The sequence below is a fragment of the Phycicoccus jejuensis genome (assembly GCF_044797865.1).
In the GTDB taxonomy this organism is placed as follows: domain Bacteria; phylum Actinomycetota; class Actinomycetes; order Actinomycetales; family Dermatophilaceae; genus Phycicoccus; species Phycicoccus jejuensis.
Window position 1 is genome coordinate 3,545,984 of the sequence record NZ_CP085209.1, and the last position, 24,100, is coordinate 3,570,083.

A 24,100-nucleotide genomic window follows, 5' to 3' on the forward strand; every position below is an offset into this window, starting at 1 on the left:
CGTCACGGGGGGAAGGAGCCCCACGGGGTGTACGTGAGGAGGCTGCAGGTCCACCAGAGGATGCCGCCGGCGAGGACCACGACGACGACGGCCACCCGCCGTTTCCAGTGCGGCACGACCTGCCCGCCGTCGGCCGTGCGCATCGCGACCGAGGCCACGAGCGCGGCCAGCGGCATGTCGAGGAGGAGGAAGCGCCACATGGAGGTGATCGGCCGGACGACGGCGAAGAGGAAGAACGGGTAGGCGAGGGCCCACACGCGCATCTCGACGCTCATCCAGCGCCCGTGCCGGCCGAGGACGAGCGCGACGTAGGTGGCGGCGAGGGCGACGAGGACGAGCACGCCGGCCAGGCCCTTGCCGTCCCAGGCCCACTGGAACCACAGGACGAACGGGCCGTCGGCGGGCTTCTGGCCCCACGCGGCCTGCACGTCGAAGAACGCGGTCGGGACGCCGGTGGCGAACCCGGCGACGGCCGGCCACGCGATCGCGCTGACGCCGACCGAGGCGAGCATGACGACGATGCGCGGCCACTGCCCGGCGAGCGGGCGCAGCCCGGCGGCCCGCTCCTCGCGCCAGCGGACCCCGAGGTGGATGAGCACCGCGAGCCCGAGGGCCGGGGCGACGCCGCGCGTGAAGCCGAGGGGCAGGGCGACCGCCGCCACGAGGAGGTAGTGGCGCCGCACGAGGACGAGCAGCGCGGCGGCGACGAGGGCCACGGCGAGCGCCTCGGTGTACGGCTTGAGCATGATCGACGTCGTCGGGTAGAAGCACCAGAGGCACGCGGCGACGAGGGCGAGGCGCTCGCGCTGCGGCTGGCGCGCCGCGTGGTAGGTGCTGCGGAAGAGTGCGTGGATGAGCACGGCCCCGACGGCGCCGAGGACGAGGTTGAGGACGACCCCCGCGACCTCGAAGGACATCCCGGTGAACATCAGCCCCTTCACGAGGTAGGGGTAGAGCGGGTAGAAGGCCCACGCGCTGTAGGTGATCCGCCCGTTGTCGGCGTCGCGCGGCAGCGGGACGGGGTAGCCGTCCTCGACGATGCGGTGGTACCAGACGCCGTCCCAGAGCCCGACGAGGTCACCGACGGTGGGGTCCTGGTGGCCGACGCCCGCGGGGTTCTGGAACCAGGTCGCGGCGACCCAGAGCGCCGCGAGGGCGACGACCCGCGAGACGGCGTACACGGCGAGGATGGTGAGGACCGGCCGCTGGAGGGCGCGCCCGGCGAGCTCGTGCCGCCCGGCGGAGGTCGCGAGGCGGCGCAGCAGCGGGCCGCGACCGGTGCCGGTCACGGCCTCGGTGGCGGGGGCCAGCTCAGCCTGCGCCATCGGTCAGCCTCCTCACGTCCCAGAGATACACCCCGTCGAGGTGCTGCGGGTCACCGAGGAGCGTCACGAGAGAGTCTCGCAGGGAGCCGGCCGCCGGGCGGTCGTCGGGCAGGACGACGGCGTCGACGCGCCCGTCGCGCAGGTTCTCGACGAAGCCGGACCGCTCCTGCGCGCTCGCGGGGACGACGACGTCGGTCTGCGCGACCTGAGCCAGCCACACGGTGAGCCCGGTCGGGGTGGCGCCGTACTGGCCGCCCCGGTCGGGGCCCCCGTTCGGGCCGACGAAGTAGCCGGCGACGACGGGGAAGCCCCAGCGGGCGGCGGCCTGCCACTCCAGGGCGCGCGCGTCGGCGACGTTCGGTGGGGGCACGGCGAGGACCGAGCCACCGTCGTCGACGTGCTCACGCCACGTGCCCTGCGTGAAGAACGCGGGGACGACGGGGCGCGGGTCGACGACGAGGGGGGTCGGGACGACAGGCAGCAGGGCGACGACTCCTGCGGCGAGACCGAGCGCGAGCCCGGGCCCGGGCTGGTCGGCGAACCGGTCGACGGCCCGCCGCAGGTGCTCGACGCCGAGGGCGAGGAGCACCCCGAGCACCGGGAGCGCGACGAGGGTGAACCGGGTCGGCAGGACGTTCTGGACGACGGGCACGAGCTCGAGGAGCGCCCACGGCCCGGGGATGCCGAGCGCCGTGCCGTGGAGGGTGAGCTCCTCGCCGAGCGAGAGCCAGCAGGTGACGACGACGACCGCCGCCAGCGCCCGGACGACGACGCTGCGCCACAGCGCGACCACGGTGAGCCCGACGGCCACCCAGAGGGCGACGCCGAAGAACGAGTTCTCCTCGGTGCGGTTCATCGAGAGGGCCGCGGACGCCCACGGGTCCGCCCCCACGGTGCGCGTGGCCCTCCCCCACAGCTGGGCGAGGTCGTTGCCGCCGGGCGGGTGCCAGATGGAGGCGTAGCTCTGCGGGCCGAGGAACTGCCACCAGAGGGGGAAGCCCACGAGCACGAGGGCGACGAGGCCGGCCACTCCGCCGCCGGTGAGGAGCGGGCGCCAGCGGACGCGCCCGTGGGCGGCCCACACGACGCCGCCGACGAGCAGCCCGACCGCCGTGAGCAGCAGCACCTCCTCGCCGATGAGCACCTGCCACGCGACGAGGAGCCCGAGGACGACCCCGTCGCGCACCGGACGGCGCCCCTCGGCGAGCCGCAGCACCCGGTCGACGATCACCGGCACGAGGACCTGGACGACGAAGTTGGGGTGCCCGTTGGCGTGGCTGACCATCCCCGGGCCGAACCCCGCGAGCGCCCCCGCGAGGAAGGCGGCGAGCGGGTGCACGGCGAGCCGCCGGCGCACGAGCCAGTACCAGCCGCTCGCCGTCAGGGCCAGGCCGAGGAGCTCGACGAGGACGAAGGTGACCTCCGGCCCGGCGAGGAGGGTGAGCGGGGTCAGCGGCACCCCGAGCCCGAGGACCGCGGCGTTGGCCATGAGGTTGACGCCCGTCGGGAAGTTCTGGAGGTCGCTGAGCAGCGGGTTGGAGAGCGTGGCGAGGTTGTGCGCGGTCGCCCCGAAGTACCACTCGAAGGCCTGCTGGTCCTGCACGCCCTGCGACAGGTAGCCGGTGCGGACCGCGCCGAGCAGGTGCATCGTCACGTAGGCCGCGACGAGGAGGTAGGCCAGCGGGGCGAGGAGGTCGGTGCGGCGCAGCGGCGCGGGGCGTCCGGCAACCGGGTCACGCCCGGGTGCCGGACGTCCTCGAGGGGGCGGCTCGTCCTCCCCCGCCCCCGTCGGGGCGGCGGGCGCCGGCGGCGCCTCGCCGCGCAGCACCCGCAGCTCGGCCTCGCGCTCGGCGATGCGGGCCTCGAGCCGGTCGACGACCTCGTCGACCTGGTCGGTGCGGTAGCCCCGGAAGGTCGTGCGGTAGGTGCCGGCCCGCGGGTCGTCGACGAGCACCTCGTCGTCCGTCCGCTGGCGGCCCAGCCACCACGCCGCGCCGAGGACCGCGCCGACACCGAGGACCGCCGCGAGGACCGACCAGGTCACGAGCCGCCCCGACGGCGCTCGGCGCCGGCCACGAGGCCCTCGACGACCTTCCCGAACAGCAGCGGTCCGAGGCGGTCGCCGACCGGGCGCGTCTGGCGGCGCAGGCCGGGCAGCCAGATCTCCTCGGTCCACGTGACGCGGCTGCCGGCGGGGTCGTCGTCGACGGTGATGTCGGCCCAGCCGCGCAGGAACCAGCCGGTCTTGACCAGCCGCAGCCGGCGCCCGGGCTCGAGCGCGGTGACGAGCATCCGGTCCGAGCCGGCGACCGGCCCGAGGCGGGTCACCGCGTTGACCTCGGCCCCGAGGACGAGGCCGCCGTCGGGCACCTCGACGTCGGTGAGCGGGACGTGGGCGGTGTGGGCGCGCAGGTCGGTCACGGCGTCCCAGGCGGCCTCGCGGGGCAGGTCGCTCGCGCGGCGGATCGTGAAGGCCATCAGGTCTCCCGGGAGGTGGGGTCGGTCGGGTCGGCGGGGGCCGGCGCCGCGGCGTCGCCCCGCAGCTCGGCGACGTCGCGCTCGCGCGCCGCCAAGGTGTCGGCGAGGTCGAGCAGGTGGGCGTCGACCTCGTCCATCCGGTAGCCGCGGGCGGCGGTGTCGAAGCGGACGGAGGGCACGTCGGCGGCCGCCGGCTCGGGCGGCAGGCCGTGGTCGGGCGTGGTCGTCACGGCGTCGGCGAGGGGGTCGACGCGCAGGCGGCCGGTCGCCACGAGGGCCACGACGGCGACGAGCGCCAGCGCGACGAGGGCGAGCAGGACCGGGACCACGAGGGGGATCCTACGATCCGGACCTGCGGCCGGGCCGGGTCCGCGGTGTCACTCGGACCGGGCCGTCGCGGCCCGCTGCTCGGCGACCGCCCGGTCGGCCTCGACGACGACGCGCACGGCCTCGTCGGGGTCGTCGGTGACGATGAGCAGCGCGAGGTCCTTCTCGCTGATCGTGCCGGCCGCCACGGCGGTCCCGCGCAGCCAGTCGAGCAGGCCGCCCCAGTAGTCGGTGCCGAGCAGGACGATCGGGAAGCTCGTGACCTTCTGCGTCTGCACGAGGGTCACCGCCTCGAAGAGCTCGTCGAGGGTGCCGAAGCCGCCGGGCAGGACGACGAAGCCGCACGCGTACTTGACGAACATCGTCTTGCGGGCGAAGAAGTAGCGGAAGTTGACGCCGAGGTCGACGTAGGGGTTGAGGCCCGCCTCGAAGGGCAGCTCGATGCCCAGCCCGACCGACGTGCCGTCGGCCTCGAGCGCCCCCTTGTTCGCCGCCTCCATCGCGCCGGGACCGCCCCCGGTGATGACGGCGTAGCCGGCCTCGACAAGAGCCCGGCCGACCCGCTCGCCGAGGGCGTACTCGGGGCTGTCGGGGCGGGTGCGGGCCGAGCCGAAGACGCTGACCGCCGGGCCGAGCTCGGCGAGCGCCCCGAAGCCGGTGACGAACTCCGACGTCACCCGCATGACGCGCCACGGGTCGGAGTGGACCCACTCCGCGGAGCCGCGGCTGTCGAGGAGGCGCTGGTCGGTGGTCGAGCGCGGCACCTTGGACCGGCGCATGACGACCGGGCCCTGGTGGTAGTCGCGCTCCTGCGGCTGCTCGGGGGTCTCCACGGCGTCAGCCTAGGTGGCTCACCCGTCCGACCCGCGCAGCCAGCGCAGGAGTGCGGCCTCGCAGGCGTCGTACTGCGCCACCGGGCACTGCTCGTCGTCCATGTGGGCGAGGTTGGGGTCGCCCGGGCCGAAGTTGACGGCCGGCACGCCCATCGCCGAGAAGCGGGCGACGTCGGTCCAGCCCTGCTTGGCGAGGACCGGCAGGTCGAGCGCCTCGACGAACGCCTTCGCCGCGGGCAGGTGCAGGCCGGGACGCGCGCCACCGGCGTTGTCGCCGACGCTCACCTCGAAGCCGTCGAAGACCTCCCGGACGTGCGCCTCGGCCTCCTGCGGCGACAGCGAGGGCGCGTAGCGGTAGTTGACGGTGACGACGCAGCGGTCGGGGATGACGTTGCCGGCGATGCCGCCCTCGACCTTGACGGCGTTGAGCGCCTCGGCGAACTCGAGCCCGTCGACCTCGACCGTCCGCGGCCGGTAGGCGACGAGCCGGGCCAGCACCTCGGCGGCGTCGTGGATGGCGTTGTGGCCCTTCCACGGGCGCGCCGAGTGCGCCGCGATCCCCTTGGTCGACACCTCGGCCCGCAGCGTGCCCTTGCAGCCGCCCTCGACGCGGCCGTCGGTCGGCTCGAGGAGCACGGCGAAGTCGGCGTCCTCGACGAGGTGCGGCGCCTGCTGCTCGACGTGGAGCAGCCCGTTGAACTCGCTGTCGATCTCCTCTCCCTCGTAGAAGACGTACGTGATGTCGCGGTTCGGCTCGGCGACCTCGTGGAGGACGCGGAGCATCACCGCCACCCCTCCCTTCATGTCGACCGTGCCGCGGCCCCACAGGACCTCGCCGTCTGCGCCGGGGACGCGGCGGGTCGGCAGGTTGGCCGGGTCGCTCGTCAGGGGGACGGTGTCGAGGTGGCCGGCGAGGACGACGCGCTCGGCTCGACCGAGGTCGGTGCGGGCGACGACCGTGTTGCCGAGGCGCGTGACCTCGAGGCGGCCGACGGCGCGGACGGCGGCCTCGACGGCGTCCGCGAGGGCCGCCTCGTCGAGGCTGACCGACGGGACGTCGCACACCTGCGCGGTGAGGCTCGTGACGTCGAGGGAGAGGTCGAGGACGGGCGTGGGACCGGTCATGCCGACACCCTAGTGAGCGCTCGGCGGGGTCGTCCGGGCCGCCCGGGCCGCCCCCGTAGGCTGGAGACCATGACGCGCACCGCCTGGGGCCACGGCCTCCTGACCCGCACGGCCGAGGGCACCGTCCTCGACGCCTGGTTCCCCGCCCCCGCCCTCGGCGAGCCCGACGGCGCCGAGGCCCCCGAGGAGCTGCGGGCCCTCGCGGTCGCCGACGACGTGCGCGGCGTGGCCCGCGAGACGGTGACCGTCCGCGTCGACCTCGACACCGCGCCGGCGTCGACGGAGGACGCCTACCTGCGCCTGCACCTGCTCTCCCACCGCCTCGTCGAGCCCAACTCTCTCAACCTGGACGGGCTCTTCGGGGTGCTCCCCAACGTCGTGTGGACCACCCAGGGGCCCTGCGCCGTCGAGGGCTTCGAGACCGTGCGCGCCCGGATGCAGGCCCGCGGCCCGGTCCAGGTCCTCGCCGTCGACAAGTTCCCGCGGATGGTCGACTACGTCCTGCCCACCGGCGTCCGGATCGGCGACGCCGACCGGGTCCGCCTCGGCGCCCACCTCGCGAGCGGCACCACCGTCATGCACGAGGGCTTCGTCAACTTCAACGCCGGCACGCTCGGGTCCTCGATGGTCGAGGGCCGGATCAGCCAGGGCGTCGTCGTCGGCGACGGCTCGGACATCGGCGGCGGCGCCTCGACGATGGGGACCCTCTCCGGCGGCGGCACGGAACGCGTGAGCATCGGCAGGCGTTGCCTGCTCGGAGCCGAGGCCGGGCTCGGGATCGCCCTCGGTGACGACTGCGTCGTGGAGGCCGGGCTCTACCTGACCGCCGGCACCAAGGTGACGCTGCCGGACGGCACGGTCACCAAGGCCCGTGAGCTGTCCGGGCAGTCCAACCTGCTCTTCCTGCGCAACTCGGTGACGGGCACCGTCGAGGCCCGCCCGCGCGACGGGCACGGCATCGTCCTCAACTCGGCCCTGCACGCCAACGACTGACCGACCACCCGCTCCACCGCCAGACCCGTACCCCGGAGGACCGTCCCCGATGCCGCGCACCCGCAAGGGCTCCGTGACCCTCGCCGAGCAGCGCCGGCCCGCCCGCCGCGGCCGCCGGGTCGCGGCCGTGCTCGTGCTCGCCCTCGTCGTCGGGCTCGGTGTCGTCGGCTGGGGCGGCGTGCAGCGCCTCCTCCACGCGGTGTCCGGCGAGCAGTGCCGCGTCACCGCCGCCGGTACCACCCACGAGTGGGCTCCGGACCAGGCGAGCAACGCGGCCGCCATCACCGCGATCGCGCTCAAGCGGGGGCTGCCGCCGCGGGCCGCCTCCATCGCCCTCGCGACGGCGATGCAGGAGTCGAAGGTGCGCAACGTGCGCTACGGCGACCGGGACTCCCTCGGCCTGTTCCAGCAGCGGCCCTCGCAGGGCTGGGGCTCGGCCGAGCAGATCCTCGACCCCGAGTACTCGACGAACAAGTTCTACGACGCGCTCGAGAAGGTCAAGGGCTACACCTCGATGGAGATCGCCGTCGCGGCCCAGGAGGTGCAGCGCTCGGCCGCCGGGTCGGCCTACGCCCAGCACGAGGACAAGGCGCGCACGACGGCGTCGGTGCTCTCCGGCCAGACGGCGCGCGGCATCGGGTGCGCGCTCAAGGCCCCCGAGTCGGCCGGCGACCCCGACGCGCTCGTCGCCCTCGTGAAGAAGGACTTCGGCCTGACCGCCACCCGGCGCGACGGGACGGTGCGGGTGAGCACCGGCTCCTCGCAGGAGGCCTGGGCGGTCGCCTCGTGGGCCGTCGCCCGCGCCACCGACACCGGCGCCACCCAGGTGAGCACCCACGGCCTGCAGTGGGACCGCTCGATGGACGACTCGGCGTTCACGTGGGTCGACGGGGGCGGCGTCGGCGACCGCGAGGTCGTCATCCGCCTCGCCGCGTGAGCCGAAAGCCCCGCTCGCGTCCTGAGCCAGGTGGGGCCATCCTTGGCCGATGGACCAGACGGTACTCATCGCCGTGGTGACCGCCACGGCCGGCGTGCTCGGCGGTGTGACGACCGGGCTCGTCGGGGTGCTCGCCGCCCGGAGCCAGCAGCGTCGCGTTGAGGCGGCCGAGGAACGCGCCTGGCGACGTGACCTCGCCGAGCGCGACAGGGAGCGGCTGCACGCGCTCGCCGAGGAGATCACGGTCCAGCAGCACCGGCTCTTCATGCGCACGGTTGCGCTCATGGACCAACCGGCCCCGCAGCGGGGCGAGGACCAGCTCGCCGCGCGCGACGCGGCGAACGACCTCGCCTTGCTCTGTGCTCGCGCCGGCCTCCTCGGCGCTGATGGCGTCGAGTCCGACCCCCTCGTCGGCGTGAGCCGCGACCTGAGGGCGCGCCTGCGGGAAACCACCCCTCTCACGCAGGAGGAGCGCGACTCTTTCCGCACGACCTACAACGCCGAGGCCGGTCGTCACCGAGATCGGCTCGCCGCCAACCTGCGCCGCCTGCGCGGCTGAGTCGCGTGTGGGCGCCGGCGGACGCGCGACGGCCCGGCACCCCGTGGGGTGCCGGGCCGTCGGCGTGTGCGGTCGGTCAGCGCTGGTCGAGCGGCACGTAGGACCGCTCGGTCTCGCCGATGTAGACCTGCCGCGGGCGGCCGATCTTCAGCGCCGGGTCGGCGATCATCTCGCGCCACTGGGCGATCCAGCCCGGGAGGCGGCCGAGGGCGAACAGGACGGTGAACATCCGCGTCGGGAAGCCCATCGACTTGTAGATGAGGCCGGTGTAGAAGTCGACGTTCGGGTAGAGCTTGCGCTCGACGAAGTAGTCGTCGGCCAGCGCGATCTCCTCGAGGCGCATCGCGATGTCGAGGAGCCGGTCGTTGCCGCCGGTCTTCGCGAGGATGCTGTGGGCGGTGTCCTTGATGATGGCCGCGCGCGGGTCGTAGTTCTTGTAGACCCGGTGCCCGAAGCCCATGAGGCGGACGCCGTCCTCCTTGTTCTTCACCTTCTTCATGAACTCCTCGGCGGTGTACTCGGCGCCGTCGATGCGCTCGAGCATCTCGAGGACCGCCTGGTTCGCGCCGCCGTGCAGCGGGCCGAAGAGGGCGTTGATGCCGGCCGAGACCGACGCGAAGAGGTTCGCGTGGGAGGAGCCGACGAGGCGCACGGTCGAGGTCGAGCAGTTCTGCTCGTGGTCGGCGTGCAGGACGAGGAGGAGCTCGACGGCCTTGACGATCTCGGGGTCGAGGTCGTACTGGGTCGCGGGGACGCCGAAGGTCATCCGGAGGAAGTTCTCGACGAGGCTGAGGTCGTTGTCCGGGTACAGGAACGGCTGCCCGATCGACTTCTTGTACGCGTAGGCCGCGATGGTCGGCAGCTTGGCGAGGAGGCGGATCGTCGAGATCTCGACCTGGTCCTCGTCGAACGGGTCGAGGCTGTCCTGGTAGAAGGTCGACAGCGCCGAGACGGCGGAGGACAGGACGGGCATCGGGTGCGCGTCGCGCGGGAAGCCGCGGAAGAACCCCTTGAGGTCCTCGTGGAGCATCGTGTGCTCGCGGATGCGGTCCTCGAAGTCGGTCAGCTCGGTCGGGGTCGGCAGGTTGCCGTAGATGAGCAGGTACGAGGTCTCGAGGAACGTCGAGCTCTTCGCGAGCTCCTCGATCGGGTAGCCGCGGTAGCGGAGGATGCCGGCGTCGCCGTCGATGTAGGTGATGGCGCTGGAGCAGCTGGCGGTGTTCGTGAACCCGGCGTCGAGGGTGACGTTCCCCGTCTCCTTGAGCAGCTTCGAGATGTCGTAGCCGCTGTTGCCCTCCGTCGCGGGGACGAGGGGGAGGTCGAGCTGCGTGCCCGCGGCGTGGAGGGTTGCTCCGTCGGTCATGTCGCGATCCTTGGGGTCGATGGGGCGTTGGGCGTCCTTTCGACCCTACCCGCCGGTCACCGGTGGAAAAAACGGGGGCGACGTGAGATTCAACGCTCGGGTCGGGCCAGACGACGGGCGGCGGCCTCGATGCGCTCGTCGGTCGCGGTGAGCGCGATGCGCACGTGCTCGCGACCGGCGGGCCCGTAGAAGTCCCCGGGGGCCACGAGCACGCCCCGGTCGGCGAGGCGGTCGAGGGTGGTCCGCGAGCCCTCGCCCGCGGTAGCCCAGAGGTAGAGGCCGGCCTCGGAGTCGTCGACGCGCAGCCCGAAGGCCTCGACGGCCGGCTGCAGGACCGCGCGCCGGGCGGCGTAGCGCGCCTTCTGCTCCTCGACGTGGCCGGCGTCGGACAGGGCCGCCACGAGGGCCCGCTGCACGGGCCAGGGGACGATCATCCCGGCGTGCTTGCGCACCTCGAGGAGCTGCCGCACGACGGCGGGGTCGCCCGCGACGAAGGCGGCCCGGTAGCCGGCGAGGTTGGACTGCTTCGAGAGCGAGTAGACGGCGAGCAGCCCCTCGTGCGAGCCGCCGCAGACGCGCGGGTCGAGGATCGAGGGCGTGGTGGGCGGTTCGGTCGAACCCGCCTCTCGCGGACGCCAGTCCAGCTCGGCGTAGCACTCGTCGGAGGCGACGAGCACGCCGTGCTCGCGGGCCCAGTCGACCACCTTGCGCAGGTGCTCGACGCCGAGGACCTTGCCCGTCGGGTTGCCGGGGGTGTTGAGCCACAGCAGCCGCGGCGTGGTGGCGGGGGTGAGCGGACCGAGGGCTGTCAGCGCGTCGACCGCCATCGGCACCGCGCGGGCCAGCCGGGCGCCGACGTCGTAGGTCGGGTAGGCGACGCGCGGGAAGCCGACGACGTCGCCCTCCCCCAGCCCGAGGAGGGTCGGCAGCCACGCGACGAGCTCCTTGGAGCCCACCGTCGGCAGGACACCGGCGGGGTCGAGCCCCGGCACACCGCGCCGCGCCGCGAACCAGGCGGCCACGGCCTCGCGCAGGTCCAGTGTGCCGTAGGTCTGCGGGTAGCCCGGGGCGTCCGCCGCCTCGGCGAGCGCGCGCTGCACGAGCCCGGGGGTCGGGTCGACGGGGGTGCCGACCGACAGGTCGACGAGCCCGTGCCCCGCGTCCGGCCCGAGGTCGGGGTCGGAAAAGGCGCTCGCCCGCTCCTTGGCCGGAGCGAGCGAGTCCCAGGGGAAGTCGGGGAGGGTCAGCACCCCGTCACTCGTCGTGCTCCTGCGGGGGCAGGTCGGCGATGATCGGGTGGTCCTTGGCGATGACGCCGAGCTTGGCCGCGCCGCCGGGGCTGCCGAGGTCGTCGAAGAACTCGACGTTCGCCTTGTAGTAGTCGGCCCACTGCTCGGGGACGTCGTCCTCGTAGTAGATCGCCTCGACCGGGCAGACCGGCTCGCACGCACCGCAGTCGACGCACTCGTCGGGGTGGATGTAGAGGCTGCGCTCGCCCTCGTAGATGCAGTCGACGGGGCACTCCTCGATGCAGGCCTTGTCCTTCAGGTCCACACAGGGCTGCGCGATCACGTACGTCATGCCGCCCATACTATTCACGCCATGAGCATCCCGGAGGGCGGCCCGCCGCCGCACTCCCCCGACGTCCCGCCCGTCGGGACACGCGTCGTCGTCCGGCACCGGCTCCCGGCGCCCGACCCGTTCTCGGGGGCGACGCTGACCGACGTCGTCGGCGACCTCCTCGCGGTCGATGCCGACCACCTGCTCGTCCGCACCCGCCGCGGCGAGGTCGCCGTCCCCCGGCCGTCGGTGACGGTCGTCAAGGAGCTGCCGCCGCGCCCGTCCCGGCGCGGCGCACCCCACCTCGCCCTCTCGGTCGACGACCTGGAGCGCGTCATGGTCGGCGCGTGGCCGGCGGCCGAGAGCGAGCACCTCGGCGACTGGCTGCTGCGTGCGACGTCGGGCTTCACGCACCGCGCCAACTCCGCTCTCACGGTGGGCGACCCGGGCACGACGCTCGAGCGGGCCGTCGAGCTCGTCGAGGCCTGGTACGGCCAGCGAGGGCTGCCGTCGATGCTCACGCTCGCCGGGCCGGTCGGCGTCCGACCGGACGCCGACCCGCTCGGAGCCCTGCTCGTCGCGCGCGGCTACGTCCCCCGGGTCGCCACGAGCGCCCTCACCGCCGCCGTCGACGAGGTGCTGGCCGCCGTGCCGGAGCCGGCCCACGGAGGGCTGCGGGTCACGACCTCGACCACGCTCGAGGACCGCTGGTTCGACGCCTACCGCGGCTACCGCGAGGCGCCCGAGGGACCGGCACGCGCCGTGCTCACCGGGTCGCCGGAGCAGGTGTTCGCGTCGGTCGAGGACGACGAGGACGTCCTCGGCGTCGGGCGCCTGGGTGTGGCGTCGACGTGGGGCGGCATCGCCGCGATGTTCGTGGAGCCGCGGGCCCGCCGGCGGGGCGTCGCCTCCGCGCTGCTGCGCCGGCTCGCCGGCGCGGCGGCCGACCGGGGTGTGCGGTCGCTGCACCTGCAGACCGACACCGACAACGCGGCCGCGCAGGAGCTCTACCGGAGGGCGGGGTTCGTCGTGCACCACGAGTACACGACGCTCACCCGTCCGAGGACGCCCGCGGGTCGATGAGCAGGGACTCGTCACCCGCCGGCGGTGGCGCGTCCAGCGGGGCGGTGGACGTCGCGTCCGGCGCCACGCGCACGTCGTCGTCGTCGTCGTCGGCGGAGAGCGGCGAGAGGGCCAGGGTGAGGACGAGCTGCGCGGCGAGCTGCGCGGTGTGCTCCTCGCGGCCGACGTAGGTGTACTCGCGGGGGTCGACGTACATCCGGCCGTCTGTCGAGCGGGCCTGCATCTGCACCGCGAGGGACAGGTGGTGGACCGCGGCCGCCCGGGCCCCGGCGCCGCGCGGCCCGTCGGCGAAGCCGAACGCCGCCGCCTGGGTGTCGAGCAGCGCGAAGGGCAGCACCTGCCCCTCCCCCCAGTCGCAGCCCTGGGGGTAGTAGACGCCGTACCCGGAGCGGGTCGCGGCGTCGTCGACGTCACCGGCGTCGGCGGGAGGCCGCGGGCGGTACACGCTGCCTCCGGGCGCGGCGTACCCGTCGGCCACGTCGTACTCGGTGTCGACCAGCCCGGCGTACACCGCGGGCAGCCCGACGAACGCCGCCTGGGGCGCGTCGGTCCCCGCCAGCCGGGCCAGGAGCACGGCGTCGACGTTCTGGTAGGCGTTGGTCGCGTAGTCGGGGGCGACGCGGTCGTGGTTGACGACCGACCCGTCGTCCTCGACGTTCCAGCCCAGGAGGAGCGACCTCAGCGGGATCCCGTCGACCGTGGCCGTGCTCGAGAGGTCGGCACGGCGGCTGAACGAGTTCGCGAGCAGGCGCACCTGGGCCGCCCGCCAGACGTCGCGGCGCTCCGCGGTGGGGAGCATCGCCAGGGCGACGGCCGGGGCGAGGGCGAACCACGAGCTCTCCTCGGAGCCGGAGTTGCCCGGGCGCAGGACCACGCCGGACCTCGACACCATGACGTACGGCTCGGCCGTCGTCGCGAAGTCGGCCTCCGAGACCACCATGTCGCGCACGCACTCCCGGGTCCGTGCGGACAGGCCGGTCCACGACAGCCACGCCGCCCGGGCCGCGAGCGAGGACCACATCGTGCTCTGCCAGGAGTGCCCCCACCCGCCGACGCGCGTGGCCCGGTGCCGGCAGGCGACGGTGCCGACGACCCGGTCGACCACGGCGAGCGCCTGCGCCCGCGACATCCCCGCGTCCTGCGCGTCGTAGACGTCGGTGGCGAGCGCCGTCGACACCCCGAGCGCCTCCATGGACAGGCGCCGGACGGCGTCGGTCCGGTCGGCCTGCGCCGCGGCGTCCATCGGGCGGGCGAGCAGCGACGGAGCGGTCTTCGGCCACCAGGTCCTCAGGCCGTGCCGGACCGAGGTCCGCAGCACCGACTCGGCGTCGTCGCGGAGCGGGCCGTCGCGCAGCCCCTGGGCGAGGACGGCCGCGCCCGGTGCGACGACGACCGTCGGCTCCGGGACGGCGCCGACGTAGCCGACGAGGTCGACGACGACGTGCCCCCTGCCCCCGGACCGGACGACGGAGACCCCGCCGTCGACACCGAGGGGCACGAGCACCTGCCGGGCGACCGGGACGTCGTCTCGCGCGTTGACGTCGGACGTCGCGGGGGTGCGCTCCCCGGTCCCGACGAGGACGAGCGTGCCCGCGGCGCCCCGGCCGGGCACCGCGGTGACGGTGAGCAGGGCCGCCGAGGCGCCGGCCGGGACGCCCCCGCGCCCGGCGACCTTCTGGTCGAGCCGGCGGCCCGAGCCGACCGGGGCGCCGCTCGTGCGGGTGTCGACGAGACGCGTCGGCCGCAGCGCCTGGAGCCGCCCGCCCGCCGCGGAGGGACCGACGAGGTAGCCGACGACGTCGACGACGAGGTGCGTGGAGCCGGCCCCCGCGGCGAGGGCCAGACGACCGTCCGGGCCGACGCCGACGAGCGCCTGGGTGGCGACGACCTGGTCGCGGACCGTGTTGCCGTTCGACGTGGAGGGGCGGGGGCTGCCGTTGGCCCACGAGAGCAGGGGCAGCCCGCTCGCGCTCGACGAGACCGACGTGAGGTTGGCGACGACGGCGGTGGCGCCGACGGGCACCGCGCCGGTGGTGACCCGCACCGTCGTCGGGACCGTCGAGACCCGACGCCCGGTCCGGCGGGTGTCCAGGACCCGCACGGGCGCGACGGCGTGCACGCCCGGTGTCGTGGGCCGGGGGCTCGCGGCGTACCACCCGACGAGGTCCACGACGACGTCGACGGCCGCGCCGCCGCTGGTGACGACGACCGCGCCGTCGGCCCCCGGTCGCGCGAGGACGGTGTTCGCGACCGCGCGGGCGCGGGGGAAGTTGAGGGACGACGCGGCAGGAGGTGTCGTGCCGGAGGCGTGGACGGTGAGGTGGCTCGAGCCGGAGGCCCCGACGGCGGTGACGTGCAGCTGCACCGCACCCACCCCGGCGGCGGGGAGCCCCCCGCGACCGACGACCGGGACGACGAGCCGCCCACCGGGCCGCAGCCTCTGGCCGGTGGTGCGGGTGTCGGCCAGGCGGGCGGGGAAGACGGCCCGGTAGCTGCCCGCCTCCGGTCGCGCGACGGCCGCCGCGGCGACCCCGCTGCCCGCCGCCGCCGGCGCGGCGACCGCCGTCGCCGGGGGCAGCAGGAGCGCCGCCACCACCGCGAGCGCGGCCCATCCACGCACCTGTCCCCGACCCACGTCCAGCCCCTTCGTCGTCCCCGGCCGGAAACGCTACAGGACTGGCGCAGAGCCGCTCTCACCCACGACGAGGAGCTGTCCGAAGGGACGACACCGGCATCGGCTCAGCGGCCGGAGGCGGTACAGGTCACGTCGTCCTCGGGCACGTAGGAGGTCGTGAACGAGGCCTTCCGGACGACCTTGCCGCCCTGCTTGAAGATGCGGCCGATGTCGACCTTGAAGCCGGGGACGGGGCCCTGCGGCTTGCAGGTCGGGCTGTCGTCCCGGACGACCTTCGGCTGGACGATGTCGTAGCGGGCGCTCTTGGTCGCCTCGACGTCGTACTTCTTCGTGCCCCAGTACGTGACGGTGACCGAGGTGTCCGTCGCGACGACGTCGATGAGGATGCCGCCGTCGAGCGTGTTCGTGAACTTGTTGTGCAGGTCCGGCCACGAGATCGTCGCCTCCCGGCCCTCGGGGTAGCGCGAGATGTAGAACGAGTGGGCCTGCCACGCGTCGAGCTGCACGCCGGCGAAGAACGAGGCGTTGAAGATCGTCGTCGAGACCTGCGAGATGCCGCCGCCGTAGCTGTCGGAGAAGCGGTTGTTGAGGATGATCCCCGCCTTGACGTAGCCCTTGTCGGGGGTCCGCTCGCCGAGGACGCCGTTCATGCTGAACTGCTCGCCCGGGGGCACGTAGGTGCCGTCGAGGTAGCGGGCGGCGTTCTTGATGTTGGTGACGCGCGCCGCGCCCGGCTCGTAGTAGGTGGTGAAGCTGGAGACCTTCTCCCGGGGCAGCGTCTTCTTCGCGACCTCGGTCGTGAACTCCGGCTGCACCTCCTTAGTCGTCACCGTGGCGGTCTTCGACGGGGTGGAGAAGGCCGTCCAGACCGCGGCGCTGATCGAGGCGTCGTCGAGCGCGCTGCCCGGGGCCGACGGGGCGACCTTCGGCTTGCGCCAGTCGTTGCCGGCGAACGTGACGACGGCGTCCTTCGGGGCGACCTCGAGCTTGGCCTTCTTCGCGGCCGCGTGGACGATCGCGCGCAGCTTCTCGTCGTCGGCGCGCGGCGTGATCGTGCCGTCGTCGGCCGGCGTGAGCACGGCCGCCGGGGCGAGCTGCTTCGCGGACAGCTCGAAGGAGGACCCGCCGACCTGCACGGTGACCGGCGCGGACACGGCGACCTCCGCGAACTCGTCGCGGACCCGCTGCAGCTCCTGCGCGGACACCTTCGGGGCCCGGACGTCGCCGACGACGGCGACGGTGTCGCGGCCGGGCCAGGCGCGACGCACCGCGGCAGCCGTCCGCGCGACGTCGGTCTCGACCCCGGCGACCGGCTCCTCGTAGGCCACCTTGCCGCCGGCGACGGAGACGCTGCCCTCCTTCGCCGACGCGTCGAGCTCGTCCCGCACGCCCTCCAGCGCCTCGCCGAACGCGGCCTCGTCGACGGTGACGGCGGCCGGCTGCTCCCCGCCGCCGGCGACCTGGCGCCAGACGTCGGCGGGGGCGAGGCTGAAGCCGACGAGCGGGTCGACGCTGGCCGGGACGTCGACGGCGAGCCCGGCGTCGGCCGGGTCGACGGACGCCTCGCCGGCCGGGGACGTGAGCGTCAGCGGGCGGCCCGATCCGTCACCGAGCGCGCGCGCGAGCGTCGCGCGGGCCTGCGCTCCGCTCTGCCCGCCGACCTCGACGCCGGCGACGGTGGTGCCACGCGCGACCCGGTCCGCGGCCCAGGCCGCGGTCGCGCCGTAGACGACGGCGAGCAGCACGAGCGCCCCGCCGACGACGTAGGGCCAGCGCCGGCGGCCGGGCGCGGGGTCCTCCCACGCCGGCTCCTCCCAGGTGTCCGGCCCGAGCAGGTCGTCGGTCATGCGAGGCTCCCGTAGCGGCCGCGGTAGTGGACGAGGGCGGGCCCGACGGTGTCGGGGATGTCGACGCCGAGCACCTCGCCGACGACGATGACGTGGTCCCCCGCGGGGTGGACGGCCGTGGTCCGGCACTCGAGCGTCGTCAGGGCGCCGTCGACGAGCGGCACGCCGGTCTGCGGGCCGCGGTGGTGCGGCGCCCGGTCGAGCTGGCCGTGCAGGGGGCGGCCGCGGGTGGCGAACCAGTCCGACAGCGGCCGCTGGTCGACGCCGAGCACGCTGACACCCCAGACGCCGGCGTCGACGACGGCGTCGTGGAAGCGGCTCTCGGTCTCGACGCAGACGAGGACGAGCAGCGGGTCGAGCGAGACCGAGGTGACGGTGTCGGCGGTCATCGCGTGGTCGTGACCGCCCTGGCGCGTCGTGATGATGCTGACGCCCTGGGCCATCCGGCCCATCGCCTGCCGGAAGACGGCCTCGTCGGGGGTGCTCACGACGCCTCCCCCACCGGGCGGCCCGTCGCGAGGTCGAGGCGCGCGTAGCCCTCGCGGCCGGCGAGCCGGAAGACGTGGCGGTTGGACAGGGCGTACCACCCCGGGCCGACGACGACCTGGGTCTCGTGGGCGCGCAGGGCCTGCTCCTGGGCGGGCACGACGGAGGCGTCGACCACGACCCGGGTGACGACCTGGTCCGGGACGACGTCGCCCGCGTACTCGCTCGTCGCGTCCGGCACGACCCACCCCTCGCCCGCGGGGACGTGGGCGGCGAGCCAGGCGTGGTCCTCGCTCGCCCAGGTCAGCGGGGTGAGGCGGCCGAGCAGCGGCAGGTCGGCCCCCGTGGTGCGCAGGGCCTGCCGGGTCGCCGCATGGGTGCGCACGTGGTCGGGGTGGCCGTAGCCACCCCCCGCGTCGTAGGTGACGACGACGTCCGGGGCGAGGCGCTCGACGACGGCGGCGACCGCGGCGGCCGCGACCTCGGGCGCCACCCCGGCCCAGGCGCGCGGGTCGGCCGCGGCGGCCGAGCCGGCCATCCCCGAGTCGCGGAAGGCGCCGTCGGCGTCTTCGAGCAGGTGGTGGGTGACGCCGAGGACGGCCATCGCCCGGTGCAGCTCGTCGCGGCGGTGCGCGGCGAGCGCGGGGCCGTCGCCCTCGAGGTGCGCGAGCGCCGGCGGGATGACCTCGCCCTCCTCGCCGAGCGTGCACGTGAGGACGTGGACCTCGTCGCCCCGGGCCGCGTGGTGGGCCAGCGCGACCCCGGTCGTCAGCGTCTCGTCGTCCGGGTGGGCGTGGACGAAGAGCATCCGGGACGGCCTGCCCCCGAGGTCGAGGCCGTCGAGCAGGCCCCTCACGGCACGACCGCGATGTCGGCGAGCTCGACGACGCCGCCGAGCACGGTGTTGGCCGAGAGGTTGCGCACGTCGCTGCCCGCGATGTACAGCGCGCGGCGCTCCGCGAGCCCGATGTAGGCGCCCTGCTGGAGCAGCCGGCGGTCGACGTCGGCCCAGCCCCGCTCGCGGGCCGTCCGGTCGGCGACGGTCGAGGTCTTGGCCATCTGCTCGTCGAGGCGCTCGTCGCTGAAGTAGCCGTAGTCGCGGCCGGGGCCCGCGTCGGTGATGTTGATCGTGCTGTCGAACAGCGGCGGGAGCACCGTCGAGCCGGAGGGCCACGCGGGTGCCCAGTTGGACCAGAACACGTCGTAGTCCTCGGCGGCGGACTTCTGGACGATCGTCGAGAAGTAGTCCTCGGTGATCGGCTCGACGGTCGGCGCGAAGCCGGCCTGCCGCCAGCCCGCGACGAGGGCCGCGACGGCCTTGTCTGCCGTGGGGTCGGAGCGGTAGGCGAGGGTGAACTCCACCGGGCCCTCGACCTTCGCCTCGGCGAGCAGGGCCTTGGCCCGGGCGGCGTCGCCGCGCACCCCGGCCCCCACCGGGTCGTCGTCGTGCGCCGACGGCAGGGCGCTCGGCAGGAGCGACACCGACGGCTGCGCCGCGGTGGCGCCGCCGATCGCGGTGACGTACGCGTCGCGGTTGGTCGCGGCGGCGAGCGCCAGCCGGACCTTCTCGTCCGCGAAGACGGGGCTCTTGACGTTCGGCACGAGGTAGTCGACCACGCCGGTCAGCGGGTTGACCGACCGGTCACCGAGGCTCTGCACGGCGGTGACCTGCTGCTGGATGGCGGGCGGCACGGACGCGAGGGCCACGGCGGCCCGGCCGGCGGCGTTGTCGGCGCTCACCTGCTGCGCGATCGCCTCCGCGTCCAGGCCCTCCTGGTAGCGGATCTGGTCCGGGTAGGCCTTGCGCACGGGGTCGCTCGCGGCGTCCCAGTGCGGGTTGCGCACGAAGAGGCCGCCGCGGCCGGGCTCCCACGCGCCCCGCAGCATGTACGGGCCGCTGCTGAACACGTCGTAGGTGCCGTCGGCCCGACGGTCGGCGGACTTCTTGACCGGGCCGAACGCGGGCTGCGAGAGCATCTCGGCGAAGTCACCGACCGGGGTGCTCAGGGTGAACGTGATCTGGCGGTCGTCGCACGTCACGGCCTTGTCGAAGACGGCCTGCGCGGCCTTCGCCTTCTCGCCGGAGCCGTACGGACCGGTGTAGGTGCTCGACCCGTCGGCCTCGCGCGGGATGGCGAGCACGGCCAGCGCGTCGGTCGGGCCGCCCGTCACCTCGTCGGTGGCGAAGGTCCGCGAGATGCCGTAGGCGACGTCCGCGCAGGTCAGCTCGCTGCCGTCCTGCCACCGCAGGCCCTCGCGGAGGGTGAAGGACCAGGTCTTGAGGTCCTCGCTCGCGGTGCCGGTGTCGGTCGCGAGGTCGCCGACGAGCCGCGACTGCTGCTGCGGGTCGGTGCTCGGGGCGTAGGCGGTGAGGGTCCGCGCGAACACCCGCCCGGCGAAGGCCATGTCGGCCCGCGACGCGATCCGCTGCGGGTCCCACGAGGGCACCGGACCCAGGGCGAGCGCGCTGAGCGTGCCCCCGCGGGTGTCGACGCGGTCCCCGACCGCCGAGCTCGGCAGCGTGTCGGAGCCGGTGCCGCCGCCGCGCTGACGCGCCACGACCACCCCCGCCCCGACGAGCACCGCGACGACGATGAGGGCCAGCCCCACGACGAGGCGCGTCGGACGGCGCCGGCTCGCCCGCCGCCGCGCGCTGCGCGAGACGGCGGCCTGCTCGGGACTGCGGTCGCTCCTGCTCGTCATGCCCTGCGGTCAGCTCCTCCTGGCGCGGGCCGCGGCGCGGGCGCGCAGAGTCTGGTCGAGCTCCACCTTCCGGATGCGGATCGCCTCGGGGGTCACCTCGACGCACTCGTCCTCGCGGCAGAACTCGAGGGACTGCTCGAGCGAGAGGGCGCGGGGCGGCGCGAGCCGCTCGAGGACGTCGGCACCGGCGGAGCGCACGTTGGTGAGCTTCTTCTCCTTGGTGATGTTGACGTCCATGTCGTCGGCGCGCGAGTTCTCGCCGACGATCATGCCCTCGTACACCTCGGTGGTCGGCGGGATGAAGAGCGTCCCGCGCTCCTGGAGGTTCATCATCGCGTAGGCGGTCGCGGGCCCCGAGCGGTCCGAGACGAGCGAGCCGCTGATGCGGGTCGTGATCTCGCCGAGCCAGGGCTCGTAGCCCTCGAAGACGTGGTTGGCGATGCCGGTGCCGCGGGTGTCGGTGAGGAACTGCGTCCGGAAGCCGATGAGGCCGCGCGAGGGGACGAGGTACTCCATCCGCACCCAGCCGGTGCCGTGGTTGGTCATCTGCTCCATGCGGCCCTTGCGGGCGGCGAGCAGCTGGGTGATGGAGCCGAGGTACTCCTCGGGGGTGTCGATGGTCAGCCGCTCGACCGGCTCCTGCACCTTGCCGTCGACCTCGCGGGTGACGACGACCGGCTTGCCGACGGTCAGCTCGTAGCCCTCGCGGCGCATCTGCTCGACGAGGATGGCCAGCGCGAGCTCGCCACGGCCCTGGACCTCCCAGGCGTCGGGGCGCTCGGTCGGCAGGACGCGCATCGAGACGTTGCCGATGAGCTCGCGGTCGAGGCGGTCCTTGACCAGGCGCGCGGTGACCTTGGCGCCCTTGACGCGGCCGGCCATCGGGCTGGTGTTGATGCCGATCGTCATCGAGATGGCCGGCTCGTCGACCGTGATGAGCGGCAGCGGCCGCGGGTCGTCGAGGTCGGCGAGGGTCTCGCCGATGGTGATCTCGGGGATGCCGGCGACGGCGATGATGTCGCCCGGGCCGGCGGACTCCGCGGAGCGGCGCTCGAGCGCCTCGGTCATGAGCAGCTCGGTGATCTTCACCGGGACGGTCGAGCCGTCGCGGCGGCACCAGGCGACCTGCTGGCCCTTGCGGATCGTGCCGTTGTGCACGCGCAGGAGCGCGAGGCGGCCGAGGAAGTTGGACGCGTCGAGGTTGGTGACGTGCGCCTGGAGCGGGGCCTCGTCGTCGTAGGAGGGCGCCGGGATCGTCTCGATGATCGTCCGGAACAGCGCCTCGAGGTCCTCGTCCTCCGGCAGGCCGCCGTCGGCCGGGCGGGTCAGCGAGGCGCGGCCGGCCTTGGCCGAGGCGTAGACGACCGGGAAGTCGAGCTGGTCCTGGTGGTGCTCGGCGTCGACGAGGAGGTCCATGAAGAGCTCGTAGACCTCGTCGACGACCTCGGCGATGCGGGCGTCGGGGCGGTCGACCTTGTTGATGCACAGGACGACGGGCATCTGCGCGGCGAGCGCCTTGCGCAGGACGAACCGGGTCTGGGGCAGCGGGCCCTCGGAGGCGTCGACGAGCAGGACGACGCCGTCGACCATCGACAGGCCGCGCTCGACCTCGCCACCGAAGTCGGCGTGGCCCGGGGTGTCGATGATGTTGATGGTCATGCCGTCGGTGATCCCGGCGTCGACCGCGGCCGGGCCGGCGTACCGGACGGCGGTGTTCTTCGCGAGGATGGTGATGCCCTTCTCGCGCTCGAGGTCACCGCTGTCCATGGCGCGCTCGTCGACGTGCTGGTGCTCGCCGAAGGCTCCGGACTGCCACAGCATCTTGTCGACGAGCGTGGTCTTTCCGTGGTCGACGTGCGCGACGATGGCGACGTTACGGAGGTCGTCGCGGCGGGAGGCAGACATGCCCACCAGTCTCTCAGGTCTTGCGCCAGCGACCGAATCGGCGTAGTGGCGCGGCCGCGGAGACGCGCCGAAAGGTCTGCGCCGCGGATTCGGTCTCACTTGGGTAACCACTCGCGTCGGGCCGTTCCCCCCGCGCAATTTGCTGGCTAGGGTCCGTGCAACCGCGAGGGGCCGGGCGACCGGTGCCCGCGCGGGACCTCGTCCGCCCGACCCGGGCGGTCCGAGCGATCGCACACCCAAGCGAGGTTCACACTGATGACACGCAAGCGCACGGCGCCCCTCGTGCTCCTGACGGCCGCCGCCCTGAGCATGACGGCGTGCGCCCAGTCCGAGCGGGACTCCGACGGAGGGACGGGCGCATCCGGTGCCACGAACGTGAAGGACACCTTCACGTTCGGCGCGGCGGGGGCCCCCGACGTCTTCGACCCGCTCTACGCGACCGACGGCGAGACCTTCCGCATCACCCGCCAGATCCACTCGGGCCTGCTCGGCATCAAGCCCGGCACCGCCGACATCCAGCCCGAGCTGGCCGAGAGCTGGACCCCGTCCGAGGACGGCCTGTCCTGGACCTTCAAGTTGCGCCAGGGCGTCAAGTTCTCCGACGGCGAGCCGTTCAACGGCCAGGCGGTCTGCGACAACATGCAGCGCATGTTCGAGCAGAAGGGCGCCGGCCAGACGGCGGCCGAGTACTGGGGCTACTTCTTCGGCTCGTTCAGCGACGACCCGTCGGGCTCGCTCTACAAGTCGTGCGAGGCGCCGGACGAGAACACCGCAGTCATCGACGTCACCCGCACCACCTCGAGCTTCCCGACGATCCTGTCGCTCGACTCCTTCTCGATGCAGTCGCCGAAGGCGCTCAAGGACGGGGACGCCAACAACGTCCAGGCGCAGGGCGAGGGCTTCACCTACCCCGCCTACTCGAAGGCCCCGGTCGGCATCGGCCCGTACAAGCTCTCGAAGTACGACGAGGCGAACAAGACCGTCACCCTCGTCGCCAACGAGAACTACTACGGCGAGCAGCCGAAGACCAAGACCCTCGTCTTCAAGATCATCCCCGACGAGAGCACCCGCCGCCAGGAGCTGCAGGCCGGCTCGATCGACGGCTACGACCTGCCCAACCCGGTCGACTGGAAGGGTCTGGAGGACGCCGGCAACAAGGTCGAGGTCCGCCCCGCCTTCAACATCCTCTACCTGGGCCTGAACCCGGAGCGGAACCCGAAGCTCAAGGACCTCAAGGTGCGCCAGGCCATCGCCTACGCCCTCAACCGGGACCAGATGGTCAAGACCCAGCTGCCCGAGGGCGCCAAGGTGGCCTCGCAGTTCATGCCCGACACCGTCTCCGGCTACAACACCCAGCTCCAGCCGTACGCCTACGACCCGGAGAAGGCCAAGTCGCTCCTCGCCGAGGCCGGCGCCGAGGGCATGACCCTCAAGTTCGCCTTCCCGACCGAGGTCTCGCGGCCGTACATGCCGGACCCCCAGAAGATCCACGCCGCGTTCACCAAGGACCTCGAGGCCGTCGGCATCAAGGTCGAGCAGGTGAGCAAGCCGTGGAACGGTGGCTACCTCGACGACGTGTCGGCCAACGGCGCGTACGACATGTGGCTGCTCGGCTGGACCGGCGACTACAACGCCGCGGACAACTTCCTCGGCACCTTCTTCAGCAACCTCAAGAGCAACGACTTCCACACGAGCGTGATGCCGTGGGGCAAGACGCTCTCCGAGGACCTCAAGAAGGCCGACGCCATCGTCGACGAGGGTGAGCGCGACGCCGCCTACCAGGACATCAACAAGCGCATCGCCGAGGAGTACCTGCCGGGCATCCCCGTCAGCCACTCCCCGCCGGCGCTCGTCACGAGCGGCAAGGTCCAGGGCCTCGTGGCCAGCCCGCTGACGGCGGAGACGTTCGACACCGTCACCGTAGGCAAGTGACCGCGCGGG

At 73.8% G+C, this 24,100-nt stretch carries 20 protein-coding genes; 5 read left to right on the forward strand and 15 right to left on the reverse strand.

All coding sequences use genetic code 11. The annotated features are described in order from the left end of the window. Positions 1–2: 2 nt before the first annotated feature. The 6 genes from LG324_RS16850 to dapE all read right to left on the reverse strand — a co-directional run bounded on the left by LG324_RS16850 (position 3) and on the right by dapE (position 6,088). On the reverse strand, positions 3–1,325 hold the full coding sequence (locus LG324_RS16850; protein ID WP_404349786.1) for a hypothetical protein: 1,323 nt from the start codon (positions 1,323–1,325) through the stop codon (positions 3–5). Continuing rightward, positions 1,312–3,369, reverse strand: a complete 2,058-nt coding sequence (locus tag LG324_RS16855; RefSeq protein ID WP_404349789.1) for a DivIVA domain-containing protein — start codon at positions 3,367–3,369, stop codon at positions 1,312–1,314. The genes LG324_RS16850 and LG324_RS16855 overlap by 14 nt, the downstream gene beginning before the upstream one ends. Then, positions 3,366–3,803 (reverse strand): SRPBCC family protein, encoded by a 438-nt coding sequence (locus tag LG324_RS16860; RefSeq protein ID WP_404349792.1) that lies wholly within the window; start codon positions 3,801–3,803, stop codon positions 3,366–3,368. The genes LG324_RS16855 and LG324_RS16860 overlap by 4 nt, the downstream gene beginning before the upstream one ends. Further along, positions 3,803–4,132 (reverse strand): DivIVA domain-containing protein, encoded by a 330-nt coding sequence (locus LG324_RS16865; protein WP_404349795.1) that lies wholly within the window; start codon positions 4,130–4,132, stop codon positions 3,803–3,805. The genes LG324_RS16860 and LG324_RS16865 overlap by 1 nt, the downstream gene beginning before the upstream one ends. A 48-nt stretch (positions 4,133–4,180) precedes the next feature. Continuing rightward, positions 4,181–4,909, reverse strand: a complete 729-nt coding sequence (locus LG324_RS16870) for a TIGR00730 family Rossman fold protein (RefSeq protein WP_404353158.1) — start codon at positions 4,907–4,909, stop codon at positions 4,181–4,183. 72 nt (positions 4,910–4,981) lie between these two features. Then, a complete protein-coding gene (gene dapE / locus LG324_RS16875) occupies positions 4,982–6,088 on the reverse strand; it encodes a succinyl-diaminopimelate desuccinylase (protein ID WP_404349797.1) in 1,107 nt (368 codons plus the stop codon). A 69-nt stretch (positions 6,089–6,157) separates the two neighbouring features. Between dapE and dapD the strand changes: the two genes are divergently transcribed. The 3 genes from dapD to LG324_RS16890 are packed head-to-tail and all read left to right on the forward strand — an operon-like array spanning position 6,158 to position 8,577. Beyond that, positions 6,158–7,081 carry a 2,3,4,5-tetrahydropyridine-2,6-dicarboxylate N-succinyltransferase gene (dapD, locus tag LG324_RS16880; protein ID WP_404349799.1) on the forward strand — a complete coding sequence of 308 codons (924 nt, stop codon included), beginning with the start codon at positions 6,158–6,160 and terminating at the stop codon, positions 7,079–7,081. A gap of 49 nt (positions 7,082–7,130) precedes the next feature. Beyond that, entirely contained in the window at positions 7,131–8,018 is an 888-nt protein-coding gene (locus tag LG324_RS16885) for a hypothetical protein (protein WP_404349802.1), read from the forward strand. 49 nt (positions 8,019–8,067) lie between these two features. Next, positions 8,068–8,577 carry a hypothetical protein gene (locus LG324_RS16890; protein ID WP_404349804.1) on the forward strand — a complete coding sequence of 170 codons (510 nt, stop codon included), beginning with the start codon at positions 8,068–8,070 and terminating at the stop codon, positions 8,575–8,577. Positions 8,578–8,653: 76 nt separating this feature from the next. Here the strand turns inward: LG324_RS16890 and LG324_RS16895 are convergent, their stop codons facing one another. From LG324_RS16895 to fdxA, 3 genes are all read right to left on the reverse strand, one after another. Next, entirely contained in the window at positions 8,654–9,940 is a 1,287-nt protein-coding gene (locus LG324_RS16895; protein ID WP_404349807.1) for a citrate synthase, read from the reverse strand. Positions 9,941–10,029: 89 nt separating this feature from the next. Then, on the reverse strand, positions 10,030–11,190 hold the full coding sequence (gene dapC / locus LG324_RS16900) for a succinyldiaminopimelate transaminase (protein WP_404349810.1): 1,161 nt from the start codon (positions 11,188–11,190) through the stop codon (positions 10,030–10,032). Positions 11,191–11,194: 4 nt separating this feature from the next. After that, positions 11,195–11,521 carry a ferredoxin gene (gene fdxA, locus LG324_RS16905; protein ID WP_030529541.1) on the reverse strand — a complete coding sequence of 109 codons (327 nt, stop codon included), beginning with the start codon at positions 11,519–11,521 and terminating at the stop codon, positions 11,195–11,197. Positions 11,522–11,542: 21 nt separating this feature from the next. On the opposite strand from fdxA, the gene LG324_RS16910 reads away from it, so the two are divergent. Next, positions 11,543–12,583, forward strand: coding sequence for a GNAT family N-acetyltransferase (locus tag LG324_RS16910; protein WP_404349814.1), 1,041 nt, complete (start codon positions 11,543–11,545; stop codon positions 12,581–12,583). Here the strand turns inward: LG324_RS16910 and LG324_RS16915 are convergent. From LG324_RS16915 to typA, 6 genes are all read right to left on the reverse strand, one after another. Continuing rightward, entirely contained in the window at positions 12,552–15,218 is a 2,667-nt protein-coding gene (locus tag LG324_RS16915; RefSeq protein WP_404349817.1) for a hypothetical protein, read from the reverse strand. The genes LG324_RS16910 and LG324_RS16915 overlap by 32 nt on opposite strands. A 104-nt stretch (positions 15,219–15,322) precedes the next feature. Beyond that, positions 15,323–17,065: a VanW family protein gene (locus LG324_RS16920; RefSeq protein ID WP_404349820.1), complete on the reverse strand. Its 1,743-nt coding sequence runs from the start codon at positions 17,063–17,065 to the stop codon at positions 15,323–15,325. Next, positions 17,062–17,553, reverse strand: coding sequence for a flavin reductase family protein (locus tag LG324_RS16925; RefSeq protein WP_030529537.1), 492 nt, complete (start codon positions 17,551–17,553; stop codon positions 17,062–17,064). The genes LG324_RS16920 and LG324_RS16925 overlap by 4 nt, the downstream gene beginning before the upstream one ends. Further along, positions 17,550–18,407, reverse strand: a complete 858-nt coding sequence (locus LG324_RS16930) for a PIG-L family deacetylase (protein ID WP_404349824.1) — start codon at positions 18,405–18,407, stop codon at positions 17,550–17,552. Before LG324_RS16930 ends, LG324_RS16925 begins: the two co-directional genes overlap by 4 nt. Next, positions 18,404–20,254, reverse strand: a complete 1,851-nt coding sequence (locus LG324_RS16935) for an ABC transporter substrate-binding protein (protein ID WP_404349826.1) — start codon at positions 20,252–20,254, stop codon at positions 18,404–18,406. The genes LG324_RS16930 and LG324_RS16935 overlap by 4 nt, the downstream gene beginning before the upstream one ends. Positions 20,255–20,263: 9 nt before the next feature. After that, complete coding sequence (gene typA / locus LG324_RS16940; RefSeq protein WP_030529534.1) at positions 20,264–22,159, reverse strand: translational GTPase TypA; 1,896 nt, start codon at positions 22,157–22,159, stop codon at positions 20,264–20,266. A 255-nt stretch (positions 22,160–22,414) separates the two neighbouring features. Between typA and LG324_RS16945 the strand changes: the two genes are divergently transcribed. Continuing rightward, a complete protein-coding gene (locus LG324_RS16945; protein WP_404349830.1) occupies positions 22,415–24,091 on the forward strand; it encodes an ABC transporter substrate-binding protein in 1,677 nt (558 codons plus the stop codon). Positions 24,092–24,100: the final 9 nt, after the last annotated feature.